General features: G+C 60.4%; 21 protein-coding genes. 11 read left to right on the top strand and 10 right to left on the bottom strand.

What is annotated here, in order from left to right; translation table 11 throughout:
- Positions 1–324: 324 nt before the first annotated feature.
- Positions 325–1,863, bottom strand: coding sequence for a sensor histidine kinase (locus TQ39_RS03735; RefSeq protein WP_050004613.1), 1,539 nt, complete (start codon positions 1,861–1,863; stop codon positions 325–327).
- Complete coding sequence (locus TQ39_RS03730) at positions 1,860–2,552, bottom strand: response regulator transcription factor (RefSeq protein WP_009321837.1); 693 nt, start codon at positions 2,550–2,552, stop codon at positions 1,860–1,862. The genes TQ39_RS03735 and TQ39_RS03730 overlap by 4 nt, the downstream gene beginning before the upstream one ends.
- 233 nt (positions 2,553–2,785) lie before the next feature.
- Here TQ39_RS03730 and TQ39_RS03725 point away from each other — a divergent pair, with 233 nt between their 5' ends.
- Positions 2,786–3,604 carry a glycerophosphodiester phosphodiesterase gene (locus TQ39_RS03725; RefSeq protein ID WP_050004612.1) on the top strand — a complete coding sequence of 273 codons (819 nt, stop codon included), beginning with the start codon at positions 2,786–2,788 and terminating at the stop codon, positions 3,602–3,604.
- A 174-nt stretch (positions 3,605–3,778) separates the two neighbouring features.
- On the top strand, positions 3,779–4,435 hold the full coding sequence (locus TQ39_RS03720) for a DUF4358 domain-containing protein (protein WP_050004611.1): 657 nt from the start codon (positions 3,779–3,781) through the stop codon (positions 4,433–4,435).
- Positions 4,436–4,521: 86 nt separating this feature from the next.
- Here TQ39_RS03720 and TQ39_RS03715 read toward each other — a convergent pair whose 3' ends face one another.
- Both TQ39_RS03715 and TQ39_RS03710 read right to left on the bottom strand, forming a co-directional pair.
- On the bottom strand, positions 4,522–6,111 hold the full coding sequence (locus TQ39_RS03715) for a helix-turn-helix domain-containing protein (protein WP_050004610.1): 1,590 nt from the start codon (positions 6,109–6,111) through the stop codon (positions 4,522–4,524).
- Between the two features lie 38 nt (positions 6,112–6,149).
- Positions 6,150–6,929, bottom strand: coding sequence for an HAD-IIA family hydrolase (locus TQ39_RS03710; protein WP_050004609.1), 780 nt, complete (start codon positions 6,927–6,929; stop codon positions 6,150–6,152).
- A 316-nt stretch (positions 6,930–7,245) separates the two neighbouring features.
- Here TQ39_RS03710 and TQ39_RS03705 point away from each other — a divergent pair, with 316 nt between their 5' ends.
- From TQ39_RS03705 to TQ39_RS03690, 4 genes are all read left to right on the top strand, one after another.
- The gene (locus tag TQ39_RS03705) at positions 7,246–8,235 is read left to right on the top strand and encodes a glycosyltransferase family 2 protein (RefSeq protein WP_050004608.1); all 990 of its coding nucleotides are present in this window, start codon (positions 7,246–7,248) and stop codon (positions 8,233–8,235) included.
- 66 nt (positions 8,236–8,301) lie between these two features.
- The gene (locus TQ39_RS03700; RefSeq protein ID WP_050004607.1) at positions 8,302–8,772 is read left to right on the top strand and encodes an RpiB/LacA/LacB family sugar-phosphate isomerase; all 471 of its coding nucleotides are present in this window, start codon (positions 8,302–8,304) and stop codon (positions 8,770–8,772) included.
- A gap of 177 nt (positions 8,773–8,949) precedes the next feature.
- Complete coding sequence (locus TQ39_RS03695; protein ID WP_009321844.1) at positions 8,950–9,534, top strand: hypothetical protein; 585 nt, start codon at positions 8,950–8,952, stop codon at positions 9,532–9,534.
- Positions 9,535–9,613: 79 nt separating this feature from the next.
- On the top strand, positions 9,614–10,459 hold the full coding sequence (locus TQ39_RS03690; protein ID WP_009321845.1) for a GIY-YIG nuclease family protein: 846 nt from the start codon (positions 9,614–9,616) through the stop codon (positions 10,457–10,459).
- A 17-nt stretch (positions 10,460–10,476) separates the two neighbouring features.
- Here the strand turns inward: TQ39_RS03690 and TQ39_RS03685 are convergent, their stop codons facing one another.
- Positions 10,477–11,748: an MATE family efflux transporter gene (locus TQ39_RS03685; protein ID WP_276325253.1), complete on the bottom strand. Its 1,272-nt coding sequence runs from the start codon at positions 11,746–11,748 to the stop codon at positions 10,477–10,479.
- Positions 11,749–11,904: 156 nt separating this feature from the next.
- Positions 11,905–13,740: an ATP-dependent zinc metalloprotease FtsH gene (ftsH, locus tag TQ39_RS03680; RefSeq protein ID WP_050004605.1), complete on the bottom strand. Its 1,836-nt coding sequence runs from the start codon at positions 13,738–13,740 to the stop codon at positions 11,905–11,907.
- Between the two features lie 183 nt (positions 13,741–13,923).
- On the opposite strand from ftsH, the gene TQ39_RS03675 reads away from it, so the two are divergent.
- The 5 genes from TQ39_RS03675 (at position 13,924) to TQ39_RS03655 (ending at position 18,158) form a co-directional block, all read left to right on the top strand.
- The gene (locus tag TQ39_RS03675) at positions 13,924–14,448 is read left to right on the top strand and encodes a transcription repressor NadR (RefSeq protein ID WP_009321848.1); all 525 of its coding nucleotides are present in this window, start codon (positions 13,924–13,926) and stop codon (positions 14,446–14,448) included.
- A 76-nt stretch (positions 14,449–14,524) separates the two neighbouring features.
- Positions 14,525–15,361 (top strand): HAD-IIB family hydrolase, encoded by an 837-nt coding sequence (locus tag TQ39_RS03670; protein WP_050004604.1) that lies wholly within the window; start codon positions 14,525–14,527, stop codon positions 15,359–15,361.
- A 199-nt stretch (positions 15,362–15,560) separates the two neighbouring features.
- Entirely contained in the window at positions 15,561–16,130 is a 570-nt protein-coding gene (locus TQ39_RS03665) for a hypothetical protein (protein ID WP_050004603.1), read from the top strand.
- A 167-nt stretch (positions 16,131–16,297) separates the two neighbouring features.
- Entirely contained in the window at positions 16,298–16,789 is a 492-nt protein-coding gene (locus TQ39_RS03660) for an RNA polymerase sigma factor (protein WP_009321851.1), read from the top strand.
- Positions 16,782–18,158, top strand: a complete 1,377-nt coding sequence (locus TQ39_RS03655; protein ID WP_050004602.1) for a hypothetical protein — start codon at positions 16,782–16,784, stop codon at positions 18,156–18,158. Before TQ39_RS03660 ends, TQ39_RS03655 begins: the two co-directional genes overlap by 8 nt.
- Positions 18,159–18,229: 71 nt before the next feature.
- Here TQ39_RS03655 and TQ39_RS03650 read toward each other — a convergent pair whose 3' ends face one another.
- The 4 genes from TQ39_RS03650 to TQ39_RS03635 all read right to left on the bottom strand — a co-directional run bounded on the left by TQ39_RS03650 (position 18,230) and on the right by TQ39_RS03635 (position 22,093).
- Positions 18,230–18,754, bottom strand: coding sequence for a stage V sporulation T C-terminal domain-containing protein (locus TQ39_RS03650; protein ID WP_050004601.1), 525 nt, complete (start codon positions 18,752–18,754; stop codon positions 18,230–18,232).
- Between the two features lie 170 nt (positions 18,755–18,924).
- On the bottom strand, positions 18,925–20,400 hold the full coding sequence (gene malQ / locus TQ39_RS03645; protein WP_050004600.1) for a 4-alpha-glucanotransferase: 1,476 nt from the start codon (positions 20,398–20,400) through the stop codon (positions 18,925–18,927).
- The gene (locus TQ39_RS03640) at positions 20,400–21,242 is read right to left on the bottom strand and encodes a carbohydrate ABC transporter permease (RefSeq protein WP_009321856.1); all 843 of its coding nucleotides are present in this window, start codon (positions 21,240–21,242) and stop codon (positions 20,400–20,402) included. Before TQ39_RS03640 ends, malQ begins: the two co-directional genes overlap by 1 nt.
- Positions 21,242–22,093, bottom strand: coding sequence for a carbohydrate ABC transporter permease (locus TQ39_RS03635; RefSeq protein ID WP_009321857.1), 852 nt, complete (start codon positions 22,091–22,093; stop codon positions 21,242–21,244). The genes TQ39_RS03640 and TQ39_RS03635 overlap by 1 nt, the downstream gene beginning before the upstream one ends.
- Positions 22,094–22,131: the final 38 nt, after the last annotated feature.

Genomic DNA, 22,131 nt, shown 5'->3' with positions numbered 1-22,131 from the left:
TTACCATCATAGCCGCCACAAGCGACAGTTTGAACATCACATGGAAAATCTGACGGGCGGAACCCCTCCCGTCAGATACCTACCCTGTGTAGACCCTTGTAAACTGTACTTTTGTATGCGCTAAACTATTATTGTCATTCACTGAATGGCCTCCTTCTGTTGGTTCGTGCAGTTGCCAGACCGCACTGCCATTTTACTGGAAGGAGTTTCTTTTCATAGCTTAAGCTTTTCCGTACCACCGGCATAGCCGGTGGTTTTTCTACAAATAAAAGGGACCTCCCGCAGGTGCGGGAGGTCCCTTTTTTACAGAGAAAAATATCCGGCTCAATGAGCGACGAACCAGAAAATGCTGCCCTTGCCGGGTTCGCTGTCCACACCGAAGGGAAAGCCGTGGTTGATGAGGATGGCCTTTGTGATGGAAAGCCCCAGCCCTGTGCCGACCTTGCCGGCGTCCGCGCGGGAGCGGTAGTATTTGTCAAAGATATAGGGAAGATCTTCCCGGGCAATGCCCGCGCCGTGGTCCTCAATCTCTACCCGCACGGCGGCGTCCGGCTGCGATTTTACGCGCAGCGCCACACAGCCGTCCGGCCCGATATGATGGATGGCGTTCGCCAGCAGATTGTGCACCACACGGCTCATCATGTCCGGGTCTGCCGTTACGGTACAGGGGCCGGCAGCATCTACCGTGAGGGTGTAGCCGCTCTGCTCACAGATATTCTGGTAGCGGTAGGCCACTTCGTCGCACAGCTGTGCCAGGTCGAACTGGACGGGATTGAGCTTTTCGGTGCCGGAGGAATATTTGGAAAGCTCCATCACGCTGTTCACAAGGCCGGAGAGGCGGTCGGTCTCGTCCACGATGACCGAGAGCTGTTCGTCCCGCTTTTCCTTGTTGTCGCCCGTCAGGTCGCGTACCGTCTCGGCATAGCCCTTGATGAGCGTCAGCGGCGTGCGCAGGTCGTGGCTGACATTGGCGATGAGGTCCCGCTGCAGCTCCGAGGTGCGGCCCACCTCCCGGGCCATGGTGTTGAAATCCCCGGCCAACGCGCCCAGCTCGTCATCCGCCTGGGGCGTGACGCGCACCTTGTAATTGCCGCGTGCCATCTCCCGCGCGGCGCGGGAAATGGCCGAGATGGGTTTTGTGAACCAGCGGCTGAATACATAAGCACCCGCAATACTGACGATGAGCAGCACGGCGGCAATGATGGGCATTTGCGCACTGATGACGTCGGCGGCCTGGCCCACACGCTCCAGGTCTGTGGAGAGGATGAGAGAATACTGGTTGTTGATGTTGCGGCACACCACCATCTGCCGGGTGCCGGAGGTGCTTTCCAGGCCGGGCAGGATGCGGGAGTCCGGCAGAGTAAAGTTCAGGTCTCCCAGTACGAAGGTCGTGGCCCGCAGGTTGACGGCTGCGGTGCTGTTCCACTGCGGCTCTGAATATTCCATAAGCTGGCTCAGCGGATTGGGATGCAGCAGGCACTGGTCGGACTGCAGCTGGTGAAGATGCAGCAGGACCTTGCAGTCTGTTCCGGCTACCTCAAAGCATTTTCCGGCCAGCAGCCCCCGGTTGTCCATGATCTCCTCCATCATGTCTGAGGGAATATGAACGCCGCCGCTCTTGTCGAAGCTCTCGAATTTGCCGTATTTTTCAATGATGGCGGAATAGACGTCCGCCGCATGGTTCAGATCCGCGAGCACGCGCCGGTTGTACATGGGCTCCAGCAGCTTTACGCTCAGCAGCCACACCAGCGCCAGCAGCACCATGCTCATCAGCACAACAAACAGCATCAGCTTGCGGCTGATCCTGTTGAAAAAACGCCGCTTTTTTACGGCCGCGCCCGCGGGGCGCTTGTCCTGCTTCATTTTCCGGGCCTCACATCGGGGTCAAATTTATAGCCGATGCCCCATACCGTCACGATGTTGTCGCGGTATTTGCCCAGGTGGCTGCGCAGCATTTTGACATGGGTATCCACGGTGCGGTCCTCGCCGTAATAGTCGTAGTTCCACACCTTTTGCAAAATCTTTTCCCGGGAAAGCGCCAAGCCCTTATTGGATACAAGGAACACCAGAAGATCGAATTCCTTGGGCGTAAGGGGAGCTTCCTCCCCGGCGATCTTCACGCTGTGGGAGGCAGTGTCTATGACAAGGTCCCCGAATACAAAGCTTTCGCCGCCCTCCTGCGTTTTGGGCATGGTGCGCGCCAGGACCACCTTTACGCGGGCCACCAGCTCCCGCGGGCTGAACGGCTTTACCACATAATCGTCCGCGCCGCCCTCCAGGCCCGCAAGCTTGTCGTATTCCTCGCCGCGTGCCGTCAGCATGATGACGGGCGTGTCGATTTTGCGCTTGCGCATCTCGCGCAGGCAGGTCATACCGTCCACAAACGGCATCATGATGTCCAATATCACAAGGTCCGCTCCGGAGGCGGCCAGCGCCGCCAGCGCGGCGGAGCCGTCGGTGGCCTCTTCGCACTGGAAGCCTTCGTGCTCCAAATGCTCGCGGATCAGCTCGCGGATGCGCGGCTCGTCGTCTACGATCAAAATTTTTGCCATAACAAACACCTCGTTTTCGGCAGCAGATGGTTTTTTCGTTTTTCTTATAGTAGCATATTACAGCGCCGATATGTCAAATTTGTGAAAATGTTTTACGCATGCGTCCCTGCCGATTGACGGCGCGGGCGGAGCGCGGTAAAATGGCAGATAGGACCGGTGCGCCTCCCCGGAGGCCCCTGCCTGCAGGGCCGGATCACGCGGCGCGTATGCGCCGGGAAATGGGATGATCTTGAATGGCGGTATTTTTGTGGGTTCTGGCCGTGTGCATCGTTCTGCTGTGGCTTTTTCTGCGGCCGGGCCGCTACGGCGAGGCGCAAAAGCAGCTGGTGTACGGCGTAAATCACGCGCACCGGGGCTTGCATACGAAGGATAAGACGGTGCCGGAGAACAGCCTGCCCGCGTTCCGCACGGCGGCGGAGGCCGGCTACGGCGTGGAGCTGGATATCCAGCTCTCCAGGGACGGGCAGGTCGTGGTGTTCCACGACGACACGCTGGACCGTGTGTGCGGCGTGCACGGCCGTGTGGACGAATTTACATTCGAGGAGCTGCGCGGGATGCGTCTGTGCGGCACACAGGAGACGATCCCCCTGCTGACGGAGGTGTTTGAAGTGATGGGCGGCAGAACGCCCATGATCATTGAACTCAAGACGGGGCGGCGCAACGACGAGCTTTGCGAAAAGGGGCTGGCGCTGATGCGCGCGTACAACGGCCCCTACTGCATCGAGAGCTTTGACCCGCGCATCGTGCGCTGGTTCCGGAAAAATGCGAAGGATGTGCTGCGGGGACAGCTTTCCGACGCGCCCGCCTCGTTTCGGGATGAGCCGAAGCCGCTGGCATTCGCATTGGGCTGCCTGTTCACCAACGTGCTGGCGCGCCCGCAGTTTATCGCTTATGGCCCCGGCAAAAAGCCATGGACCGCCCGTCTGGCGGAGGCAATGGGCGCCATCCGCGTATGCTGGACCGTGCGCCCCGAAGACGATATAAACGCGAAAGAAGCGGAAAACGACGCGGTGATTTTCGAATTTTATCACCCCGCGCCGAAGTATAAGTGAAAGAACCCGCGGCCTGGCCGGTATGGGGCGCTTTTGCGCCCCTTTTTTGCCTTTTTTAGAGAAATTTTGCCCCGCGTGCAATTTTTGGCAGGGCTGCGGGGTATACTTCATAGCAAAGGCCGCCTGGTGTGCGGCCGCCTTTGCCAGTATTACAAACTGTAAGGAGAAACAAACATGAACCGACTGTACCGTATTTCCGCGCTGGCGCTTGCCGCCGCGCTCTGCCTTGCCCTTGCCGCCTGCGGGCCAAAGCTGCCGGGCACGAATTCCGGCAGTTCCTCTGCCGTATCTACGCCTGCCGCCTCCGGCTCGGGTTCCGTTTCGGGTTCCGCGTCCGTTTCGTCCGGCGGGGCCGGGGACACGATGAGCGAGGGCCAGCGCTACGCCTATGCCATCCGTGACGCGCGTCCGGCCGAGGACAATGAGTATTCCGAGATCGCCTGCGGCGACGCGGGCGGTGAGCCAATGCTGGCCGTGAATCCCAACGATGTGTCCGCCGAGGATGCGGCGTCCAGCATCCAGATGATGCTGGACACCATGGGCATCGATCCCGCAACGCTGGACGCGTACGCCTTCAGCATGTCGATGATGAATGTGCGGGCCTACGCCATCGGTGTGTTCAAGCCTGCCGAAGGCCAGGCCGAAGCCGTGCAGGCTGCGGTGGAAAGCTATGTTTCGCTGCAGCGCAAGTCGTTTGAAAACTATCTGGCCGACCAGTACGAGGTTGCCAAGGGCGCGCTGATCAAAACGCTGCCCGGCGGAGAAATCGTACTTGTGATGAGCGAGGGTGCGGCAGACATCATGGCCAATCTGGAAAAAACACTGAAATAACAGGCGGGAGCATTGCCTGAAAAAAGGGCCTCGTGCTGATGCGGTTGATGCATCCGGCACGAGGCCCGTCCCTTTGCAGGCGTGGATCATGCATCTGGGATGGCATCTCCGGCATAGCTCCACGGCCCTTGCGCCGTTGGGGCGAAAAAGGCGGCGTTCCCGCCGCTGTACGGCAGCTGCGTCAGAAGAACATAAAAGCCCTCGGGCCGCTGCTCTGCGCGGGACAGGTGGTTCAGGTATGCAAGCGCGCAGTCATCCCAGGGCAGCTCCGCCGTCTGCCAGGAGACTCCGCTGTCTGCACTGCAGTAGAGCAGGGGCCAGTTTTCCTCTGGACCTGTGGCAAGAGTGAGAAACGCCGTGCCGTTCGGCGTCATGGAAAAACCGCTGAGGATGTGGGAGGTGCCGAAGTGCGGCAGGACGCCGAATGCCGTCCAGCTTTGCCCGCCGTTATGGGTGAAAAAAGCATATTTTTCCTCGCCGCCGCCCGGGGAATGCTGCGTGCCCACCGCTGCAAAGCCCAGCTCCGGTGTCAGAAACTCCAGCTTTGCGTATTCGACAGGACGGTCCAGCGCGGTGAGGGACTGACCGAACCATGTGACGCCTTCGTCCGGCGTGACACGGACACTGCAATCCAGCGGGCCGGACGCATACAGTACAGCCTGCACCTTGGAGCCGGTTTCAGCGGCCAAAATGCGGCCTGCCCCGGTAAAGAGAGCACGGGTCGTTTCCGGCGAAACAGCGGAGCCGTGCCCCGCCGTGAACCAAACGCCTCCGTCCGCGGCGGCAAAGCAAGGGCCGTTTGTGCTGGAAAAATCCGGTACGGCGGCAGACTGCGGAGCATCCGGCAGCGGTGCGGAGGGGGCGAAGCTCTGCCGCAGGAGCCGCAGACCGCCGCCGCTCAGCCAGAGGGAGATTGCCAGGCCCGCCGTACAGGCACACAGTGCCCAAAACGGCTCCCGCCGGGGCCTGAGGACGCGGTACGGCACGCCGTAGGAGCGGGAAAGGATATACCGCACAGCTTGTGCGTCGCTATGGTGGACAAAGAGGGGAGGGCCTTCCCATTGAAGCACGAACCCGTCGGGCAGTTCCCAGGCACCCATCAAGTCGGCGTGCTCCAGCCGGTAAGGCTCTCCGTTTTGATGCCAGCGGCAGTGGGTGGGGTATACGGCTGCCTGAACGGCCGCAAAATCTCCTTTGCAGGCGGCCCGCAGCCGCAGCCGCAGCGGGCCGTCCGCACAGCCCCACAGACAAAATGCAGCCGCGGCCAGAAAAAAGCCGGTGCAGGCCATACGCACGGAGCCGAACAGCCAGGCGCGGCTCAAAGCAGCGCAGACGGTACAGCACAGCGCCGCCAGCGCATAGGCCGTGCGCGGCCCGCTGCCGCGCATACAGCGGGCTTGGGCGCGCCATGCCTGCTCGGTACGCGGAAATGTAAGGAAGCCGACGGGCGCTTCGTCCGGTTCGTCTTCGTCCGCGTTCAGAAGTGCCGCCGCCGTCGTGCCGAGCGGCCGGGCCAGAGCCGTCAGCTCAGCTCTGCCCGGCAGCCCGCCGCCGGCTTCCCAGCGGGCGAGCGCGTCGCGCGGCACGCCTGCGGCCTGGGCAAGCTGTCCCTGTGTAAGATGCTTTTCCGTGCGCAGGCGCGCGATGCGTGCGCCGATGCGCTGCGCGTATTCCATGACAGCAGTCCTCCCGGTGGTATATTGGACCGCACCGGCTACAGCAGTCTGCCCAACGCGGCCAAATCGGCGCACACGACGCCGGGCGTGACGCTGCCTGCGGCCAGCGCCTCCGGCGTTGTTTCACCGCACAGCACCAGCGCGGTGCCGCAGCCGCAGGCGCCCAGTGCAATATCGGTGTAAAGGCGGTCGCCCACCATGCATACGTCTTCCAGAGAAACGCCGTATTTGTGTGCAGCGGCGCGGGCGATGTAGGCATTTGGCTTCCCGATGACGGCATCCGGGTCCCGCCCGGTGCTTGCTTTTACAAAGGCGATCACCGCACCGATGTCCGGGATAAAGCCTCCTGCGACCGGGCAGTTGTAATCCGGGTGTGTCGCAATGTAGGGCAGGCCGGCGCGCACAGCGTCACACAGCAGCCTCAGTTTATCATAGGTGATGGTGGTGTCGAAGCCCAGCACCACGGCGCGGGGCTTCGCAGCCCGCACTGTGTAGCCTTCCGCCGCGAACTGCGCCTCCAGACTGGGCGTGCCGATGAGCAGGATATCTTTGGAAAACCCGTTTTCCGCCAAATACAGCAGCGTTGCATCACCGGAAGTGAAAATGTCATGTTCGGTAACGTCCGCGCCCAGGCGCGTGAGCTTCGCAAGATAGTCTGCCTTGCTTTTGGAGGAATTGTTCGTTAAAAACGCAAACTGCCGTCCGGTGGCGCGGCACAGTGCCAGAAACTCCAGCGCGCCGGGCAGCAGCGTATCATCCAGATAAAACGTGCCGTCCATATCCAGCAGGAACAGCTTCGCGGTCGTTACATCGTACATGGGACAGGCTCCTTTTCTATAAAAATAGAACCGCAGTTCGGCGTTGCGAAAACGTGACGCTTGTGGCATAATAATCTCAGGCTCGCCGCTGCCGCGGCTGCGCGTGTGCGCAGCACACGCGGATGCGCTGGCGCGCATGGGCCTGGGGACATTGAAACATGCAAAACCGCAGCAAGTGCGGTTTTGCCGAGGCCGCTTCGCGGCGTCATGTTATAATAATCTCAGGCCCGCCGCTGCTGCGGCTGTGCACCGCGTGTACAACCCAAAACATGCGTCAACAACAGTATAGCACGTTTCATCAAAGGAGACCACGCTTTTGAAAGCAAGTATTGTAATACCGAATCTGAACGGCGCGGGCTGGCTGCGCGATTCCATTGAATCGATCTGGGCGCAGACGGAGCAGGACTTCGAGCTTATCATCATCGACAACGGCTCCACAGACGAGAGCCTGGCCATTGCCCGCAGCTATGTGGGCCGCCCGGGCTACACGCTGGTGGAGAACCAGACAAACACCGGCTTTTCCGCAGCGGTGAACACGGGCATCGGCCTGGCAAAAGGCGAATATGTGGTGCTGTTCAACAACGACGCCTTTGCACAGCCGGACTGGCTGGCACAGCTCATTGCCATGGCGGATGCCGAGCCGCGCGCTTTTGCGGTGCAAAGCCTGATGATCCGGCATTTTGAACGGGACATCTGTGACGATGCGGGGGATTATGTCACGCTGTTCGGGTGGGCGTGCAAGCGGGGCGACGGCATGTACTGGCGGCGTTATACAAAGCCGGGGCGCATTTTTTCCGCCTGCGGAGGGGCCAGCCTGTACCGCAAAAGCATTTTGGATGAGATAGGTCTGTTCGACGAGCTGTTTTTTGCTTATTTCGAGGATGTGGACATCAGCTGGCGGGCCAACAGTCTGGGTTATAAAAACCTGTATTGCCCGGCGGCCAAGTGCTACCACATCTGCGGTGCGACGACGGGCGCAGTGCGGTACAACGAATTCAAAAGCGTGCAGAGCGGGCGCAACAGCATTCTGCTGCCCTACAAAAATATGCCGCTGGGCATGCTCCTTCTGAATTTTATCCCGCTTGCGCTGGGCTATCTGCTCAAAATTCTGGTGTTCGGGCTGCGGGGATTCTGGACGCCGTACATCAAAGGCGCGCGGGAGGCGTTCCGGGCCATCCCGAAAGTGAAAAAGCCGAAATTCCGGTGGCGCAATCTGCCCCATTACGCGCTCATCGAGCTGTGGCTGGTGGCGGATGTGTTCCGCTACATCGGCTACCGCATCATGCGGTTTTTTAAGATAAGATAAAAAGCGGCACGGCTGTGCGAAATTGCTGAAAACAAACGGCGGCACACCGTCGAAAGGAGTTTTTGTATGAAAATCGCCATTGCATCCGATGCGTCGGGATTCCGTTTGAAAGAGCATGTCAAGCAGGTGCTGCGGGAGGCGGGCCACGACGTTACGGACGTTGGCCAGCAGCGGGAGGATGAGACCGTGCGCTATTACGAGGCGGGCGAGCTTTTGGCGCGCGCCATTCAGAGCGGCGCGTATGAGCGCGGTTTTGTGATGTGCGGAAGCGGCGCCGGCGTATGCATGACGGCCGGCAAGTTTCGCGGCGTATACGCCGTGGCCTGTGAAAGCGAATATACTGCCGCCGAGCTGCGGCGCATCACAAACGCGAACGTGATGGCCATGGGCGAAAAAGTCGTGACCCCCGCGGTGGCCGGGCGTATGGCACTGGCATTTGTGGACAGCGGCTGGTGCGACGGCATGACGCCGGACAAAGCCGGTATGGTACACGAAGGCTTTGCGCGCATCCGGGAGATCGAGCGCACGCAGGCATAAGCCGCCGCGAAACGGCGCATTTGCGGCCAAACCGGGAACGAATTGCAAACTTTTTGTGACATGCCGCGAAATGCTTGGCAAACCGGCGCGGGGAATCTATAATGAAAGCAAGGAAGCCCGCCGGGCGGTGACGCAGGGCGGGCGGTTGCCCATTTTGCTGTAAAGGAGCGTAGAGTTATGGGATTTTTAAAAGGCTTGCTGGGCCTTGGCGTAACGGCGGGCGCCGCTTTCGCCGCATTGAAGGTGGCCCAAAAATATGAGGAAAACAAAGTGGCCGACGCTGCGGCGGCAGCCGCCGGGGCCGAGCCGCAGGACGTACCCGCGGGCAGCGTGCTGGAGGATATTGCCCGCGCGGCGGGCGGCGTGCTGAGCGACGCGGGCGCAAAGGTAAAAGAAGTGGTGACAGGCACTGCCGAGAAAGCGGGCGTGGATACCGTGGAGCTGAAAGGGGCGCTGCACGACGCCGGAGACGCGCTGTATGAAGCGGGCGACGCGGTGGCGGACGCTGGCTCGGCGTTTGCCGGATATGTGGCTGAGGAGGCTCCCGCCGTTGCGGGCCGTCTGCGCGACGGCGCGGAGGACCTGCTGGAGCGCGTAAAGGAGACCGTGGCCGCCGGCGCGCAGGCGGTGGAGGAGGCCGCGGACGCCGCGCAGGCGGCTGCCGCGGAGGAAGCGACGGAGCAGGCCGAAGCCGCCGCACAGGCGGAGGAGAAGCCGGAGAAGGGAACCGCGGCAGAGGCTGCGACGGAACAGCCGAAATGATTTTGCGGCATGCACGAATAAAATGAACAAACCACCTGCTTTCACTGTGCTGAAAACAGGCGGTTTTTGGAGGGGAAAAATGGCTATTTTATATTTTTCAGACGTGCTATGCCGAGTGGGGTTAGATCCTGCCAAGGTGAAACTGATTCGTCACGCGCTGACTGACCCGGGCTTTAAAGCCTGTTATAATAAAAAAATGGTTTTGGAATATACCAGGCAGCAAAAAAGGGGTTTCAGCCGGGGATATGACTATTGGGCGGTATTTATCAGCGACAAAGGGACCAAAGCAAAATTCTATGCATGTTATAGGGTGGGAGATTCCGTGCCGGATACACCGGATGTCGCGCCGGATGGTTTCCCGAGGAAAGAATGGTTTCAGGGCGAAAATGAGTATTACGATTTATCGCGGGTAGAATCTCTGTCAGAGTATGAAAATCGATTGGTCATCGACTGGGGAACGGCGGCACGCGCGTGGCATCAAAAAGGGAGTACAGAAAAACCGATTGTGTCGATTTCCTCTGCGCCCAACATGGTTTTTTCGGGATATGAAAATCTGATTTTATCTTACAGGGAACTAAAAGAAATTGTAGAGAACCAATCCGTATACAGCGAATGGCATACGGCGCTTTCATCCGTAAATGCGATTTATTTAATTGTAGACCGGACAACGGGAAAACAGTATGTCGGGTCAGCGTACGGGGAAGGCGGTTTGTTGGGGCGCTGGTCCTACTATGTATCTACTCTGCATGGCGGTAATAAGCTGATGAAAGAATTGATTTGCTGCTATCCGGAGCGGTATCAGGATTTTCAGTTTTCGATTTTACAAATTTTACCCAAAACGTTGACGAGTAATGAAATTATTGATTTGGAGACTCTTTATAAGAGAAAGTTATTGAGCTTTAAATTTGGTATGAACGATAATTAATTTATTAGTAAGAGCTTTTATAGTTCTGCAACGGTAGCTGTATATGCAAAATAGCTGCGGGCCATCCACAGCGCGGCAACGAAGCCAAGAGCGTCGGCCAGCGGCATTGCGGCCATCAGGCCGTTCATGCCCCAGACGCGGGGCAGGGCCAGCAGCAGCGGGATGTAGACGCACACCTGTTTGCCAAGAACCAGCGCGCTGCTGCGCGCGCTTTCCCGTATGGCCTGGAACAGCGTGCCCGTGCAGTTGATGAACGTGGTGAACGGCAGTGCGATGCAGGTGGCGCGCAGCACGGCCGCACCGGTTTCCACAAGGCCGCCGTCGCTGGGGCTGAGCATGCGCACGATCCATGGCGCGGCTGCGGCAATGATCACGGCCAGCGCCGTCAGAGCGGACATACTGGCGGCGCAGCAGAAGCGGAACGCGCTTTTCAGCCGCGCGTGGTCTTTGCTGCCGTGGGCGTAGCCGGCCACGGGCTGAAGCCCCTGCACAAAGCCGATGGACACGGAGAGCGCCAGCCCCGAGACGCGGGATGCGATGCTGAACGCGGCGATGGCAGCGTCTCCAAAGCCGCCCGCTGCGCGGTTGAGCACGATGGTGGCCAGCGCGTTGCCGCAGTGACGGCACAGGCTGGGAAAGCCTGTGGTGAAAATCAGCTTCACCATCTGCGGGGTGCGGGCCACCTGCCGCACCGAAATGCGCACGGATGTTTTGCCGCGCACATAGAACCACAGCAGCGCGGCCCACACCATCACCTGGCTGAGCGCCGTGGCCGCGCCCGCACCCCGGATGCCCATGCCCAGCGTGTAAATGAACAGAGGGTCCAGCACAATGTTCAAAAGCCCGCCTGCAAGCTGCCCGGCCATGCTCTCCTTGCTTTTTCCCTCGGCGCGCAGGCACTGCGCCAGCGCCAGGCTGGAGCATTGGAAAGGCGCAGCCAGCAGGATGGGAACGGCGTAAGCCTCGGCTTCGGGCAGGATGGTATCGGTACTGCCCAGCAGGCGCATCAGCGGCTGCAGCGCCAGCAGCCCGCCCGCAGCGATCACGCCGCCCAGCCCCAAAGTAAGAAAAAAGCCCGTGCTGGCGGCGCAGTGCGCCTTTTCCTTTTCCCGTGCGCCCAGATACAGGCTGACAAGGCTGCTGCCGCCTGTACCCATCCAGAAGCCCAGTGCAGAGAGCACCGAGGATATGGAAAACACAACGCCCACCGCTGCTACGGCGGCCGTGCCCAGCTGCGCCACAAAGAACGTGTCGGCCATGTTGTAGACCGAAGTGATGATGCAGGTGATGATGCTGGGGACGGAGAGAGAGGATAAGCCCCGGCACCGGTGCGGTCGTCATACGCAGGTGCTGTGCATCCTGCTGTTCCGAAGTGCTGTTCATGCCGCAAAACTCCTTACGGCAGGCCTACGTCCCATATGGGACGTAGGCCTGCCGCTTATTTTTTACCGATTCAGGATCGCCATGAATTCATCGCCGGTGATGGTCTCTTTTTCCAGCAGATATTTGGCAAGCTCGTGCAGCTTATCCATGTTGTCTTTCAAAATGCCGATGGCCTTTTCGTGGGCTGTGCGGATGATCTCCACCACCTCTTTGTCGATCTTGGTGGCGGTCTCGGCACTGCACGCCAGGGCTGCGTCGCCGCCCAGATACTGGTTGCTCACGGTCTCCAGCGCCGTCATATCGAATGTTTCGCTCATGCCCAGGCGCGTTACCATGCTGCGGGCCAGCTTGGTGGCCTGCTCGATGTCGTTGGACGCGCCGCTGGTGACGCTGCCGAAGATCAGCTCCTCGGCGCTGCGCCCGCCCGTCAGCGTGGCGATCTTCGCCAGCGCCTCTTCCTTGGAGAGCAGCACCGTGTCGGCCTCCGGCGTCTGCATCGTATAGCCCAGCGCACCCGAGGTGCGCGGCACGATGGTGATCTTGGTCACGGGCGCGGAATTGGACTGCAGCGCGGCAACCAGAGCATGGCCGATTTCGTGATAGGCGACGATCTCTTTTTCATGGGGCGAAAGCACTGCGTTCTTGCGCTGGTAGCCCGCCACCACCACGTCTACGGATTCCGTCAGGTCTTCCTGTGTGACGATGCGGCGGTTGCACTTGACGGCGCGCAGCGCGGCTTCGTTGATAAGGTTGGCAAGCTCTGCGCCGGACGCGCCGGAGGTAGCCCGCGCCACGGCCTTATAATCAATGTCGTCGGCCATCATCACGTCCTTGGCATGGACACGCAGAATGGCCTCGCGGCCCTGCAGGTCCGGCAGTTCGACGGGCACACGGCGGTCGAAACGGCCGGGGCGCAGAAGCGCTTTGTCCAGCGTTTCGGGACGGTTGGTTGCCGCCAGAATGACGACGCCGGACGAGCCGTCGAAGCCGTCCATCTCGCTGAGCAGCTGGTTGAGCGTCTGCTCGCGTTCGTCGTTGCCCGCGATGCCGCTGCCGTCACGCTTTTTGCCGATGGTGTCGATCTCGTCGATGAACACGATGCAGGGGGCCTTTTCTTTCGCCTGTTTGAACAGGTCGCGCACACGGGCCGCGCCCTGTCCCACGAACATCTCCACAAACTCGCTGCCCGCGATGGAGAAAAACGGCACATTGGCCTCGCCGGCCACAGCCTTGGCCAGCAGCGTCTTGCCGGTGCCCGGAGGGCCGACAAGCAGAACGCCCTTGGGCATTACGGCGCCCACGCTGCGGTATTTATCCGGATTGTGCAGGAAATCCACGATCTCCTCCAGCGCTTCCTTGGCCTCCTCCTGCCCGGCCACGTCGGCAAAGGTCTTGCCCGTCTGAGCGGCCACGTACATCTTGGCGTTGCTCTTGCCCATGCCGAAGGACATCATATTGCTGCCGTCGCCCATGCGCTTTTGCATCATACGCCACAACAGCACCATGGGAAGGATCAGGATGAGCGTGGGGAAGATCCAGGTGAACAGGAAATTCATCAGGGTGCTGTTTTCCTGCGGAGCCACGGCGGAAAAGGTGACGCCGCTCTCGGACAGGCGCTTTTGCAGGTCCGCGTCCGGGAACACGCCCGTGGAGTAGATCCGTTCCGCCCCGTTTTCATCTGCAGCTTTGAAATAAAGCTCACGCTCGTTTTCCTGCAGCTCCACCACGGTCACCTGGCCGCCCGAAAGCATGTCCAGGAACTTGTCATAGCTTACTTCCGTCACGCGCGGGGTCATCAGGCTGGGGAACACAAACGCGTTCAGCAGCATCAGGATGAGCATCGCGATCATCGCATAGTAAAAGAATGGCTTTTTATTGGGTTTGGGTTGCTCGTTCATATGCTTCAACTCCTCACTGTATCTTCTATTGTAACGCCGGAATATGACAAAATTCAAGCGCGTTTGTAAACGTGCTGTGAATACCGGCATTTTCGTTTTGTTTTTTTGCCGGAAACATGCTATACTGGCCTCAAACGGCGGCGTGTGCCGCCTTGCGGAGAAGCACGGAGGGAGGCGCGGCCCATGACGGCGGCCCGGCGCAGAGATGAGATATTGCAGGCATTGGCCGGGGCGTCCGGCCCGGTGAGCGCGGCCGCGCTGGCGGCGCGCCTTGGCGTGAGCCGGCAGGTCGTGGTGGGGGATGTGGCGCTGCTGCGGGCGGCGGGCTCGCCCATTGTAGCTACGCCGCGCGGCTATGTGCTGGGCGGCGGACAGGAGGGCGGCGGCGTGCGCTGCACCGTGGCATGCCGCCACGGCCTGGACGGCCTGCTGGACGAGCTGTATACCGTGGCGGACTGCGGGTGCGGCGTGCTGGATGTGACCGTGGAGCACCCGGTGTACGGCCAGCTTTCGGGCCAGCTGCAGGTATTCAGCCGTTATGATGCGGACGTTTTTTGGGATGCCCTGCAGAAAAACGGCGCGCAGCCCCTGTGCAGCCTGACGGGAGACATCCATCTGCACACGCTCGTGTGCCCGGACGAGGCGCGCAAAGCGCGGGTGCTGGCCGCACTGGAGGAGAAGGGATATCTGATGGGCCTGGAAAAATGACGAGGCTTGCTGCGCCGGGCGGTAGGATGCCCGGCGCGCCTGCGGTTTTGCGGGAGCCCTCGGACGGGAGGACGCGATGAGGACTTTGTATGTATCCGATCTGGACGGTACCCTGCTGCGCAGCGACGAAAGGACATCCGGGTATACCAACCGGACGGTCAACCGGCTGGTGGGGGAAGGCATGCTGTTTTCCTATGCCACGGCGCGGTCGTTCCAGACGGCGCGGAAGGTGACGGCCGGGCTGGAAGCTGAAATACCGCTGATCGTTTACAACGGCGCAGCAGTGGCGGACCACCGGGACGGCTCGTTTTTACAGATGAATTTTTTCGGCGGGGAAGCGGCGGAGATCCTGGACGAACTGGAGGCGTGCGGCGTGTTCCCCATCGTCTATGCGGTGGCCGGGGGCAGAGAGATGTTTTCCTATCTGCCTGCCCGGTGTACGCGGGGAATGCGGGCGTTCCTTGAGACGCGGAAAAACGACAGAAGGGCGAACCCCGTCGCAACGCGGCGCACACTGCGTGCGGGGGATATTTTTTACTTCACCTGTATTGACGAGAGGGAAAAGCTGCTGCCTCTTTATGAAAAATACCGGGAGCAATATCATTGTGTGTTCCAGGTGGATCTGTACACCCGGGAGCAGTGGCTGGAGATCATGCCGAAAGCGGCCTCCAAGGCCAGTGCGGCCCTGTGGCTGAAAAGCAGCCTCGGATGCGGGCGGCTGGTCGTGTTCGGGGACGGAGAAAATGATGTGGACCTGTTTGAGGCCGCCGACGAGGCATATGCTGTGGCGAACGCCGCAGATGTGCTGAAGGCCGTAGCCACGGGCGTCATCGGCGCAAACGACGAGGACGGCGTCGCCCGGTGGTTAGACGCGCACGCGCGGTGTGCCGCGCAGACGCAGGGCGGCGTATAGGGCCGCCCCGCCGCAGGAACGGCAAGGCGTGTTGCCCAAACACAGTGTTTCCGGCGGCATTATTTTTGGTGGAAAAAGGGGAATTTGCTGCCTGCGGTTGACGCAGGGGCCCCAAGCGCGTATAGTATAGAAAAAATATGTGTCAAGACACGTGTCGTGCATGGTGTCTGCACAGTGGATGTTGGGGAGGAACCTGTTTATGTCCGCAGCCAAAAATACTGTACGCATTCAGAGAATGTGCGTGGCCGCGCTGCTGTGCGCCATCGCCATATTGATCCCGATGATCTCGCCTGTAAAGATACAGCTGGGGCCCATGAGTTTCACGCTGGGCAGCCATGTGGCGATTTTCATTGCCATGTTCATCTCGCCTGCGGTGGCGCTCACGGTGGAGCTGGGCGCGACACTGGGCTTCCTGCTGGCGGGCTTTCCGCCCGTGGTGGTGCTGCGGGCGCTCAGCCAGGTGGTGTTTGTGGCCATAGGCGCGTTCCTGCTGGCGAAAAAACCCGCTGTGATGAAAAACGGCCTGAGTATTTTCCTGTTCGGGCTGGTGATGGGCGTGATCCATGGCGTTCTGGAAGCCGTTGTGGTGACGGCGTTTTGGTTTTCGGGCATGACGATGGAGGGGACGTTCGTCTCCACGGTGCTGGGTCTTGTGGGCGTGGGCACAGTGGTGCACAGCATGGTGGACTATTACCTGGCGCTGCTGATCTGGCAGCCGGTGTCCCGCGCGGCAAAGCTGCCCGCGAGCTTCACATTTTCAAAGAGCTGAGCATTCCGGAGGGGTTTTGAATAAAGCGGCGGGGCGCGTTGGGGCTCCGCCGCTTCTTTGCGTTCGAATGCTTTTGTGTTACAATGAACCGAAAGAGCCGTGCAATAATCCGCGCGGCTCATTCGTATGAAAAATGTGAGGATCCTTTGGTGAAAGGGGGAAGGGGTATGAGCGACGCTGCCGTATGCGCCGGCGCCGAGGAAGTTTTGGAGCGCTACGCCGCCACGGTATTTGCCGCGGCGTATGCCATGGTGAAAAACAAAGAGGACGCGGAGGACATCGCCCAGGAGGTGTTCATCAGCTATGTAAAGGCAAAACCTGCGTTTGAGAGCGCCGAGCATGAAAAGGCCTGGCTGCTGCGGGTGACCATCAACCGCTGCAAGAGCTTTTTTCGCAGTGCCTGGCAGCGCAAAACGACCGGCCTGGAGGATGATTTCCCGGACACGCCCTTCACCCCCGACGAGACCGCCGTAGTGGAGGCGGTGAACCGCCTGCCGAAAAAATACAGGCAGGTCATCTACTTATATTATATTGAGGGTTATGCCACCGGTGAGATCGCGGCCATTCTGGAAATGCCGCAGAACACGGTGCTCTCGCAGCTTGCGCGGGCGCGCAAATTATTGAAAACTGCTTTGAAGGGGGAGTTTGACGATGTATAAAGACGATTATATCTCCGCGTTCGGCAAGCTGGCCCCCAGCGAGGAATGGATGACCGACACGCTGGCCAAAATGCGCGCCGCCGAGGCGGAGCAGGAAGCGCCGGGCGCGGCCGGGCGGCCGGCACTGCGCGTTTCGGGCAAAAAACATCCGCGCCTGCGCCGCGCGGCACTGCCCGTCGCGGCGGCGGTGGCGCTGCTGGCGGTGCCGGCGGCCTGGTTCTGGGGCGTGGCGATGCGCCCGGCGGGCAGCGCCGCCCCCGCGCAGTACAGCCTGCAGAGCGCCGGGGGCGCGGCGGACGAGGGCCAGGAGACGGAACAGGCGCCCCGCGTCGCCGCAGCGCAGGACACAGCGGGCACGGCAAGCTCTGCGGCGGCAGCGCCGGAGACAACGGAGGACGCGCAGGCCGGCGCGCGCAAGGAGGGCAGGCTGCTGTTCGCCGCGGAAGGCGGCGGTATGGGCATGGGAGATATTACCGTCCGGACGGATGCGGACCTGGCGGGCGCGAACCCCACCTATGACCTGCCTGCCGGGGAACTGCCCACAGAGCTGCCTGTGTATGCGGTGCCGGACGGAGAAGCAGAGATGCGCGCGGCGCTGGAGGACACGGCGGCCAAACTGGGCGGCACGCTGGAGGCGTTTTCATACGATACCTCCGGCCCGCTGGACACGGCGTATTACAGCCCCTATGCCAGCGGCAAGGCGGACGGCGTAAGCTATTCCCTAAACGGGCAGGAGGTACGTTTTTACCGGTATGAACAGGGGGATAACTTATTGGCTGCGCCGAAAGGGCTGTCTGGCGAAGCGCTGTACCGCTATTTCTACGATCATTTCGGCGCGAAGTTTGTGACGCTGGAAAATCCTGCGTTTGAATCCACGGGCGATTATAATATCTACAAAGAGTACAGTACGGCCATCAGTGCGTTTTATGAAGCGGGGAGCGCTTCGGACACGCTGGCGCAAAAGCTGTACAATTACAGCTTCCGGCGCATCCAGCTTTCCGCGCCGGAAGGGGACCTGACCGCTGTGACGTTCCCGCTGGAACCACAGGTGCTGGGCACCTATGCCCTGCGCACGCTGGACGACGCAAAGGGCGCGCTGATGGCCGGTGAGGCCTGGATCGGCGGCACGCAGGGCGGTTACGACGGCGGTGCGGTGAATATCCTGCATTGGGAGATCACCTATTACCGGAGCCGCCTGATGGATACCATCCAGCCCGTTTACTGCTTTTTGATCGACAGCCCGGACGGCGAAGCGCCTTTTTTTGACGACGGAGACCCGGAAGGCTACAAGAGCGTGACCTACGCCTATGTGCCGGCCCTGCTGCCGGAGCAGCTGAGCGAAAATACGTTTGTCCAAGTTTTCAATTGACGATCGCTGTGAAAAAACGCAAAACACGAAGGCGGCGGAAAGAAGCTTACAGGGGCTGCATAGGACGTCCGCTATTCTTCCATCTGCTTGCCCAGAAATGCGGCGGCTACCTTTACCAGCAGCACCATGGCTTCGTCGGGCATGCTGCCCGTCAGCGCCACGCTGCCGATGAGGTCTCCGTTGCACAAAATGGGCATCAGGGCTGTGGCGCTTGTGTCCACGCCCTCGCACAGGGGCAGGGCGCTGGCGGCGTCCGCCGCCGTGAACAGACGGCGCTGCTCTACCGCGCGGGTATAAACGGGAGCGAGAGATCTTTCAACGGCGTCCCGCGCTGCTCCGGCCGCAGCCACCACGCGGTCCCGGTCCGCAATGGCGACGGACGCGCCCGCCGCTTTGTAGAGCACCTCCGCATAGCTTGCGGCAAAGGCCGAAAGTTCCCCGATGGGGCTGTATTTCTTGAAGATCACCTCGCCCGCGCCGGAGACGAAGATCTCCAGCGGGTCGCCCACGCGGATGAGCTGGGTTCGGCGTATTTCCTTGGGGATGACCACACGCCCAAGGTCGTCGATACGGCGCACGATGCCGGTTGCTTTCATAATTGCTGCCTCCCAATTTCTGATGCATGATACTATTATCTGTTAATACAGGGAAAAGTATACAGGCATTCGGAAAAAGAAAAACACAAAGCGAAAGCGCGCCCAGCCGGCTGTTCAGCCGTGCGGGACGCGCTTTCGTTTTAAGAAAAAGGAAAAGGGGAAGGTGCGGATCAGCAGCGGCCGTACAGCTTCGTCAAAGCCAGAATATCGGCCGCCAAAGCGTCCGTCAGCGCGGCGGGGTCCATGCGCCACAGCCAGTTGCCGCCCAGCGTGGAGGGCGTGTTGATGCGCGCCTCGGCGCCAAGGCCCAGCCAGTCCGGCATGGGAATAACGGCGGTGACCGAAACGCTTGCCAGCGCTGCGCGGATAAAACGCCGCGTGAAATCGGCGCCGCCGTCCACATCCAGATAACGCCTGGCGAACGCCACGTCCCCGGCCGGAGCCGAAAGCTCCCAGTCCGCCGTGGTGGTGTTGTCGTGGGTGCCTGTGTACACAACAGAATTCTGTGTGTAGTTGTGGGGCAGATAGTCGCTTTCCTCCCGGGAATCGAAGGCGAACTGCAGCACCTTCATACCGGGAAAGCCGCTGGCGCGCAGCAGTGCCTTTACATCGTCCGTCAGATAGCCCAGATCCTCGGCAATGATGCGCACGTCCGGCAGCTTTCGGCGTATGACGTCGATGAACGCCGTGCCGGGCCCCTTGCGCCACACGCCGTTCACTGCGGTTTTGTCCCGGGCGGGAATGGCGTAATAGCTTTCAAAGCCGCGAAAGTGGTCGATACGGACCACATCGTACACGGCGCTTGCATGGCGCAGCCGTCGTATCCACCAGGCGCACCCGGTCTTTAAGTGTACATCCCAGTTGTACAGCGGGTTGCCCCAAAGCTGCCCGTCCGCCGCGAAAGCGTCCGGCGGGCAGCCCGCCACCTCCGTCAGCGCGCCGTCCGCGTCTACCTGGAACAGCGAAGGGTCGGCCCAGAGGTCGGAGGAATCCGGCGAAACGTAGATAGGAATGTCACCGATGAACTCCACGCCCTTTGCGTTGGCGTAGGCCTTCAGAGCGGCCCACTGCTCGTAAAACAGGTATTGCACCACCTGCCAGAAGCGGACCTGCCCTGCCAGACGCGCCCGTGCTGCGGCCAGCGCCGCGGGTCTGCGCGCGCGTACGTCTTTGGGCCACAGCGAAAAGGCGCGCATGCCGTTTTCCGCCTTCAAAGCCATGAACAGCGCGTAATCGTCCAGCCAGAACGCGTTGGCGGCGCAGAAATCGCGGAATGCGTCCTCCCCGGCATCAAAGCGGCGCACGGCCAGCTCCAGCACGGCAAAGCGCGTGCGGAACAGGGCGCCGTAGTCGATGCCTTCGGGCGCTTCAGGGCCGAAATCAAAGCGTGCGATCTCGTCGTGCGTCAGCAGGCCGCGCTGCTCCAGCGCGTCGAGGTCGATGAAATAGGGGTTGGCCGCAAAGGCCGAAAAGCTCTGGTACGGGCTGTCGCCGTAGCCCGTGGGCCCGATGGGCAGGATCTGCCAGTACCGCTGCCCGGCCGCCGCCAGAAAATCCACAAAACGGTAGGCTTCCGCCCCCAGGCTGCCGATGCCGTAGGGCGAGGGCAGAGAGGAGACAGGCATCAGGATGCCGCTGGTGCGCATCAGCCTTTCACCGCCCCGGCCACGACGCCCTCAATGATATACTTCTGGCACGCCAGGTACAGAATGATGATGGGCAGCACCGTGAGCATGATGCAGGCCATCATGGGGCCCATCTCCACGCGGCCGTAGCTGCCGCGGAAGTACTGGATGAGCATGGGGATGGTGCGGTATTTTTTGATGTCCAGCACCAGCGTGGGCAGCAGATAGTCGTTCCACACCCACATGGCCTCCAGAATGGCGACGGAGATCATGGTGGGCTTGAAAATGGGAAATACGATGCGGAAATACGTCTGGATGGGGTTGCAGCCGTCGATCATGGCAGCCTCTTCGATCTCCAGCGGGATGCTTTTGACAAAACCGCAGAACATGAACACCGCCAGCCCCGCGCCGAAGCCCAGGTAGATGATGGCAATGTTGGAGGGCTTGTTCAGGCCCAGACTGTCCGCCGTCTGGGAAAGTGTAAACATCACCATCTGGAACGGCACCACCATGCTGAACACACACAGATAGTACATGGCCTTGCTCATCAGAGAATTGACGCGGGTGATGTACCACGCGCACATGGAACAGCACAGCAGGATGAGTGCCACGCTGGTGACGGTGATGAGCGTGCTGTACCAGAAACTCTGTAAAAAGCCCTTGGAAGAAATGGCGTTGACGTAGTTTGCCGCGCCGGCAAAGGTATCTGCCGTGGGCGGCAGGAACGCCGTAGAAGTACTGATGGAGGTCTCCTTTTTAAAGGAGTTCAGCAGTATCATGAGGATTGGGTACACATACAGGACAGATGCTACGGAGAGCAGCACCGTCCAGAACAGATTGAAGCCTTTTTTTGCCTTGACCATTACTGCTGCACCTCCCTGGAACGTGTTGCCCTGAGCTGAACAAGGGCTATGGCTACCACGAGCACGAAGAAAATGACGGCCTTTGCCTGGCCGATGCCCTTCCACTGCGGGCCGGAGCGGGTATAGAACGTGTTATAGATGTTCAGGGCCAGCATCTCGGAGGCGTGATTGGGTTCGCCGCCTGTCAGCGAAAGGTTCTGGTCGAACAGCTTGAATGAGTTCGTCAGCGACAGGAACAGGCATATGGTGACGGAGGACATGACCATCGGCAGCTTGATGCGCACCAGCGCCTGCCAGGGGTTCGCGCCGTCGATCTGCGCAGCCTCGATAAGGTCCCCGGGCACGTTCTGAAGCCCGGCGATATAAATGATCATCATATAACCCACCTGCTGCCAGCACATCAGGATGATGAGCCCCCAGTAGCCGGCCGCCGTGTTGAGCTGCAGCAGCGGCTGTTTGACCAGCGACAGCACGCAGTTGATGAGGATCTGCCAGATGTAGCCCAGCACGATGCCGCCGATGAGATTCGGCATAAAGAACACGGTGCGGAATACATTGGTGCCCTTGATGCCCCGCGTGAGCAGCAGCGCGATGGCAAAGGCCAGCACGTTGATGAGAATGGTGGACACGGCTGTGAAGCCCAGTGTGAACCAGAACGCGCTGCGGAACGTGGCGTCCGAAAACGCTTTGACATAATTGGAAACGCCCACCCAAGAGGCGTTGCCCACCGTGGTGAATTTGCAGAAGGAGAGATAGATGCCCTCTGCAAAGGGGACGATGAACCCGATGATGAACGCGGCCAGCGTCGGCAGCACAAACAGCGGGAAATATTTTTTGAGCGTCTTTTCCATAGCGGCTGCGGTCCCTTCCTTTCCTTTTTCTTTTGCTT

The sequence above is a fragment of the Ruthenibacterium lactatiformans genome (assembly GCF_000949455.1).
Classification (GTDB): Bacteria; Bacillota; Clostridia; order Oscillospirales; family Ruminococcaceae; genus Ruthenibacterium; species Ruthenibacterium lactatiformans.
The sequence above is the reverse complement of the archived record's forward strand: the minus strand, read 5'-3'. Positions and strand labels throughout refer to the sequence as shown.

Bases quoted from the DNA above. Each gene is read 5' to 3' on its own strand.
- TQ39_RS03690 (WP_009321845.1), top strand. From the start codon at position 9,614: ATGGCTATTTTATATTTTTCAGACGTGCTATGCCGAGTGGGGTTAGAT.
- ftsH (WP_050004605.1), bottom strand. From the start codon at position 13,740: ATGAACGAGCAACCCAAACCCAATAAAAAGCCATTCTTTTACTATGCG.
- TQ39_RS03650 (WP_050004601.1), bottom strand. From the start codon at position 18,754: ATGAAAGCAACCGGCATCGTGCGCCGTATCGACGACCTTGGGCGTGTG.
- TQ39_RS03715 (WP_050004610.1), bottom strand. From the start codon at position 6,111: ATGGAATACGCGCAGCGCATCGGCGCACGCATCGCGCGCCTGCGCACG.
- TQ39_RS03665 (WP_050004603.1), top strand. From the start codon at position 15,561: ATGTCCGCAGCCAAAAATACTGTACGCATTCAGAGAATGTGCGTGGCC.
- TQ39_RS03710 (WP_050004609.1), bottom strand. From the start codon at position 6,929: ATGTACGATGTAACGACCGCGAAGCTGTTCCTGCTGGATATGGACGGC.
- TQ39_RS03660 (WP_009321851.1), top strand. From the start codon at position 16,298: ATGAGCGACGCTGCCGTATGCGCCGGCGCCGAGGAAGTTTTGGAGCGC.
- TQ39_RS03655 (WP_050004602.1), top strand. From the start codon at position 16,782: ATGTATAAAGACGATTATATCTCCGCGTTCGGCAAGCTGGCCCCCAGC.
- TQ39_RS03735 (WP_050004613.1), bottom strand. From the start codon at position 1,863: ATGAAGCAGGACAAGCGCCCCGCGGGCGCGGCCGTAAAAAAGCGGCGT.
- TQ39_RS03725 (WP_050004612.1), top strand. From the start codon at position 2,786: ATGGCGGTATTTTTGTGGGTTCTGGCCGTGTGCATCGTTCTGCTGTGG.
- TQ39_RS03730 (WP_009321837.1), bottom strand. From the start codon at position 2,552: ATGGCAAAAATTTTGATCGTAGACGACGAGCCGCGCATCCGCGAGCTG.
- TQ39_RS03640 (WP_009321856.1), bottom strand. From the start codon at position 21,242: ATGGTCAAGGCAAAAAAAGGCTTCAATCTGTTCTGGACGGTGCTGCTC.
- TQ39_RS03695 (WP_009321844.1), top strand. From the start codon at position 8,950: ATGGGATTTTTAAAAGGCTTGCTGGGCCTTGGCGTAACGGCGGGCGCC.
- malQ (WP_050004600.1), bottom strand. From the start codon at position 20,400: ATGCGCACCAGCGGCATCCTGATGCCTGTCTCCTCTCTGCCCTCGCCC.
- TQ39_RS03670 (WP_050004604.1), top strand. From the start codon at position 14,525: ATGAGGACTTTGTATGTATCCGATCTGGACGGTACCCTGCTGCGCAGC.
- TQ39_RS03720 (WP_050004611.1), top strand. From the start codon at position 3,779: ATGAACCGACTGTACCGTATTTCCGCGCTGGCGCTTGCCGCCGCGCTC.
- TQ39_RS03635 (WP_009321857.1), bottom strand. From the start codon at position 22,093: ATGGAAAAGACGCTCAAAAAATATTTCCCGCTGTTTGTGCTGCCGACG.
- TQ39_RS03700 (WP_050004607.1), top strand. From the start codon at position 8,302: ATGAAAATCGCCATTGCATCCGATGCGTCGGGATTCCGTTTGAAAGAG.
- TQ39_RS03675 (WP_009321848.1), top strand. From the start codon at position 13,924: ATGACGGCGGCCCGGCGCAGAGATGAGATATTGCAGGCATTGGCCGGG.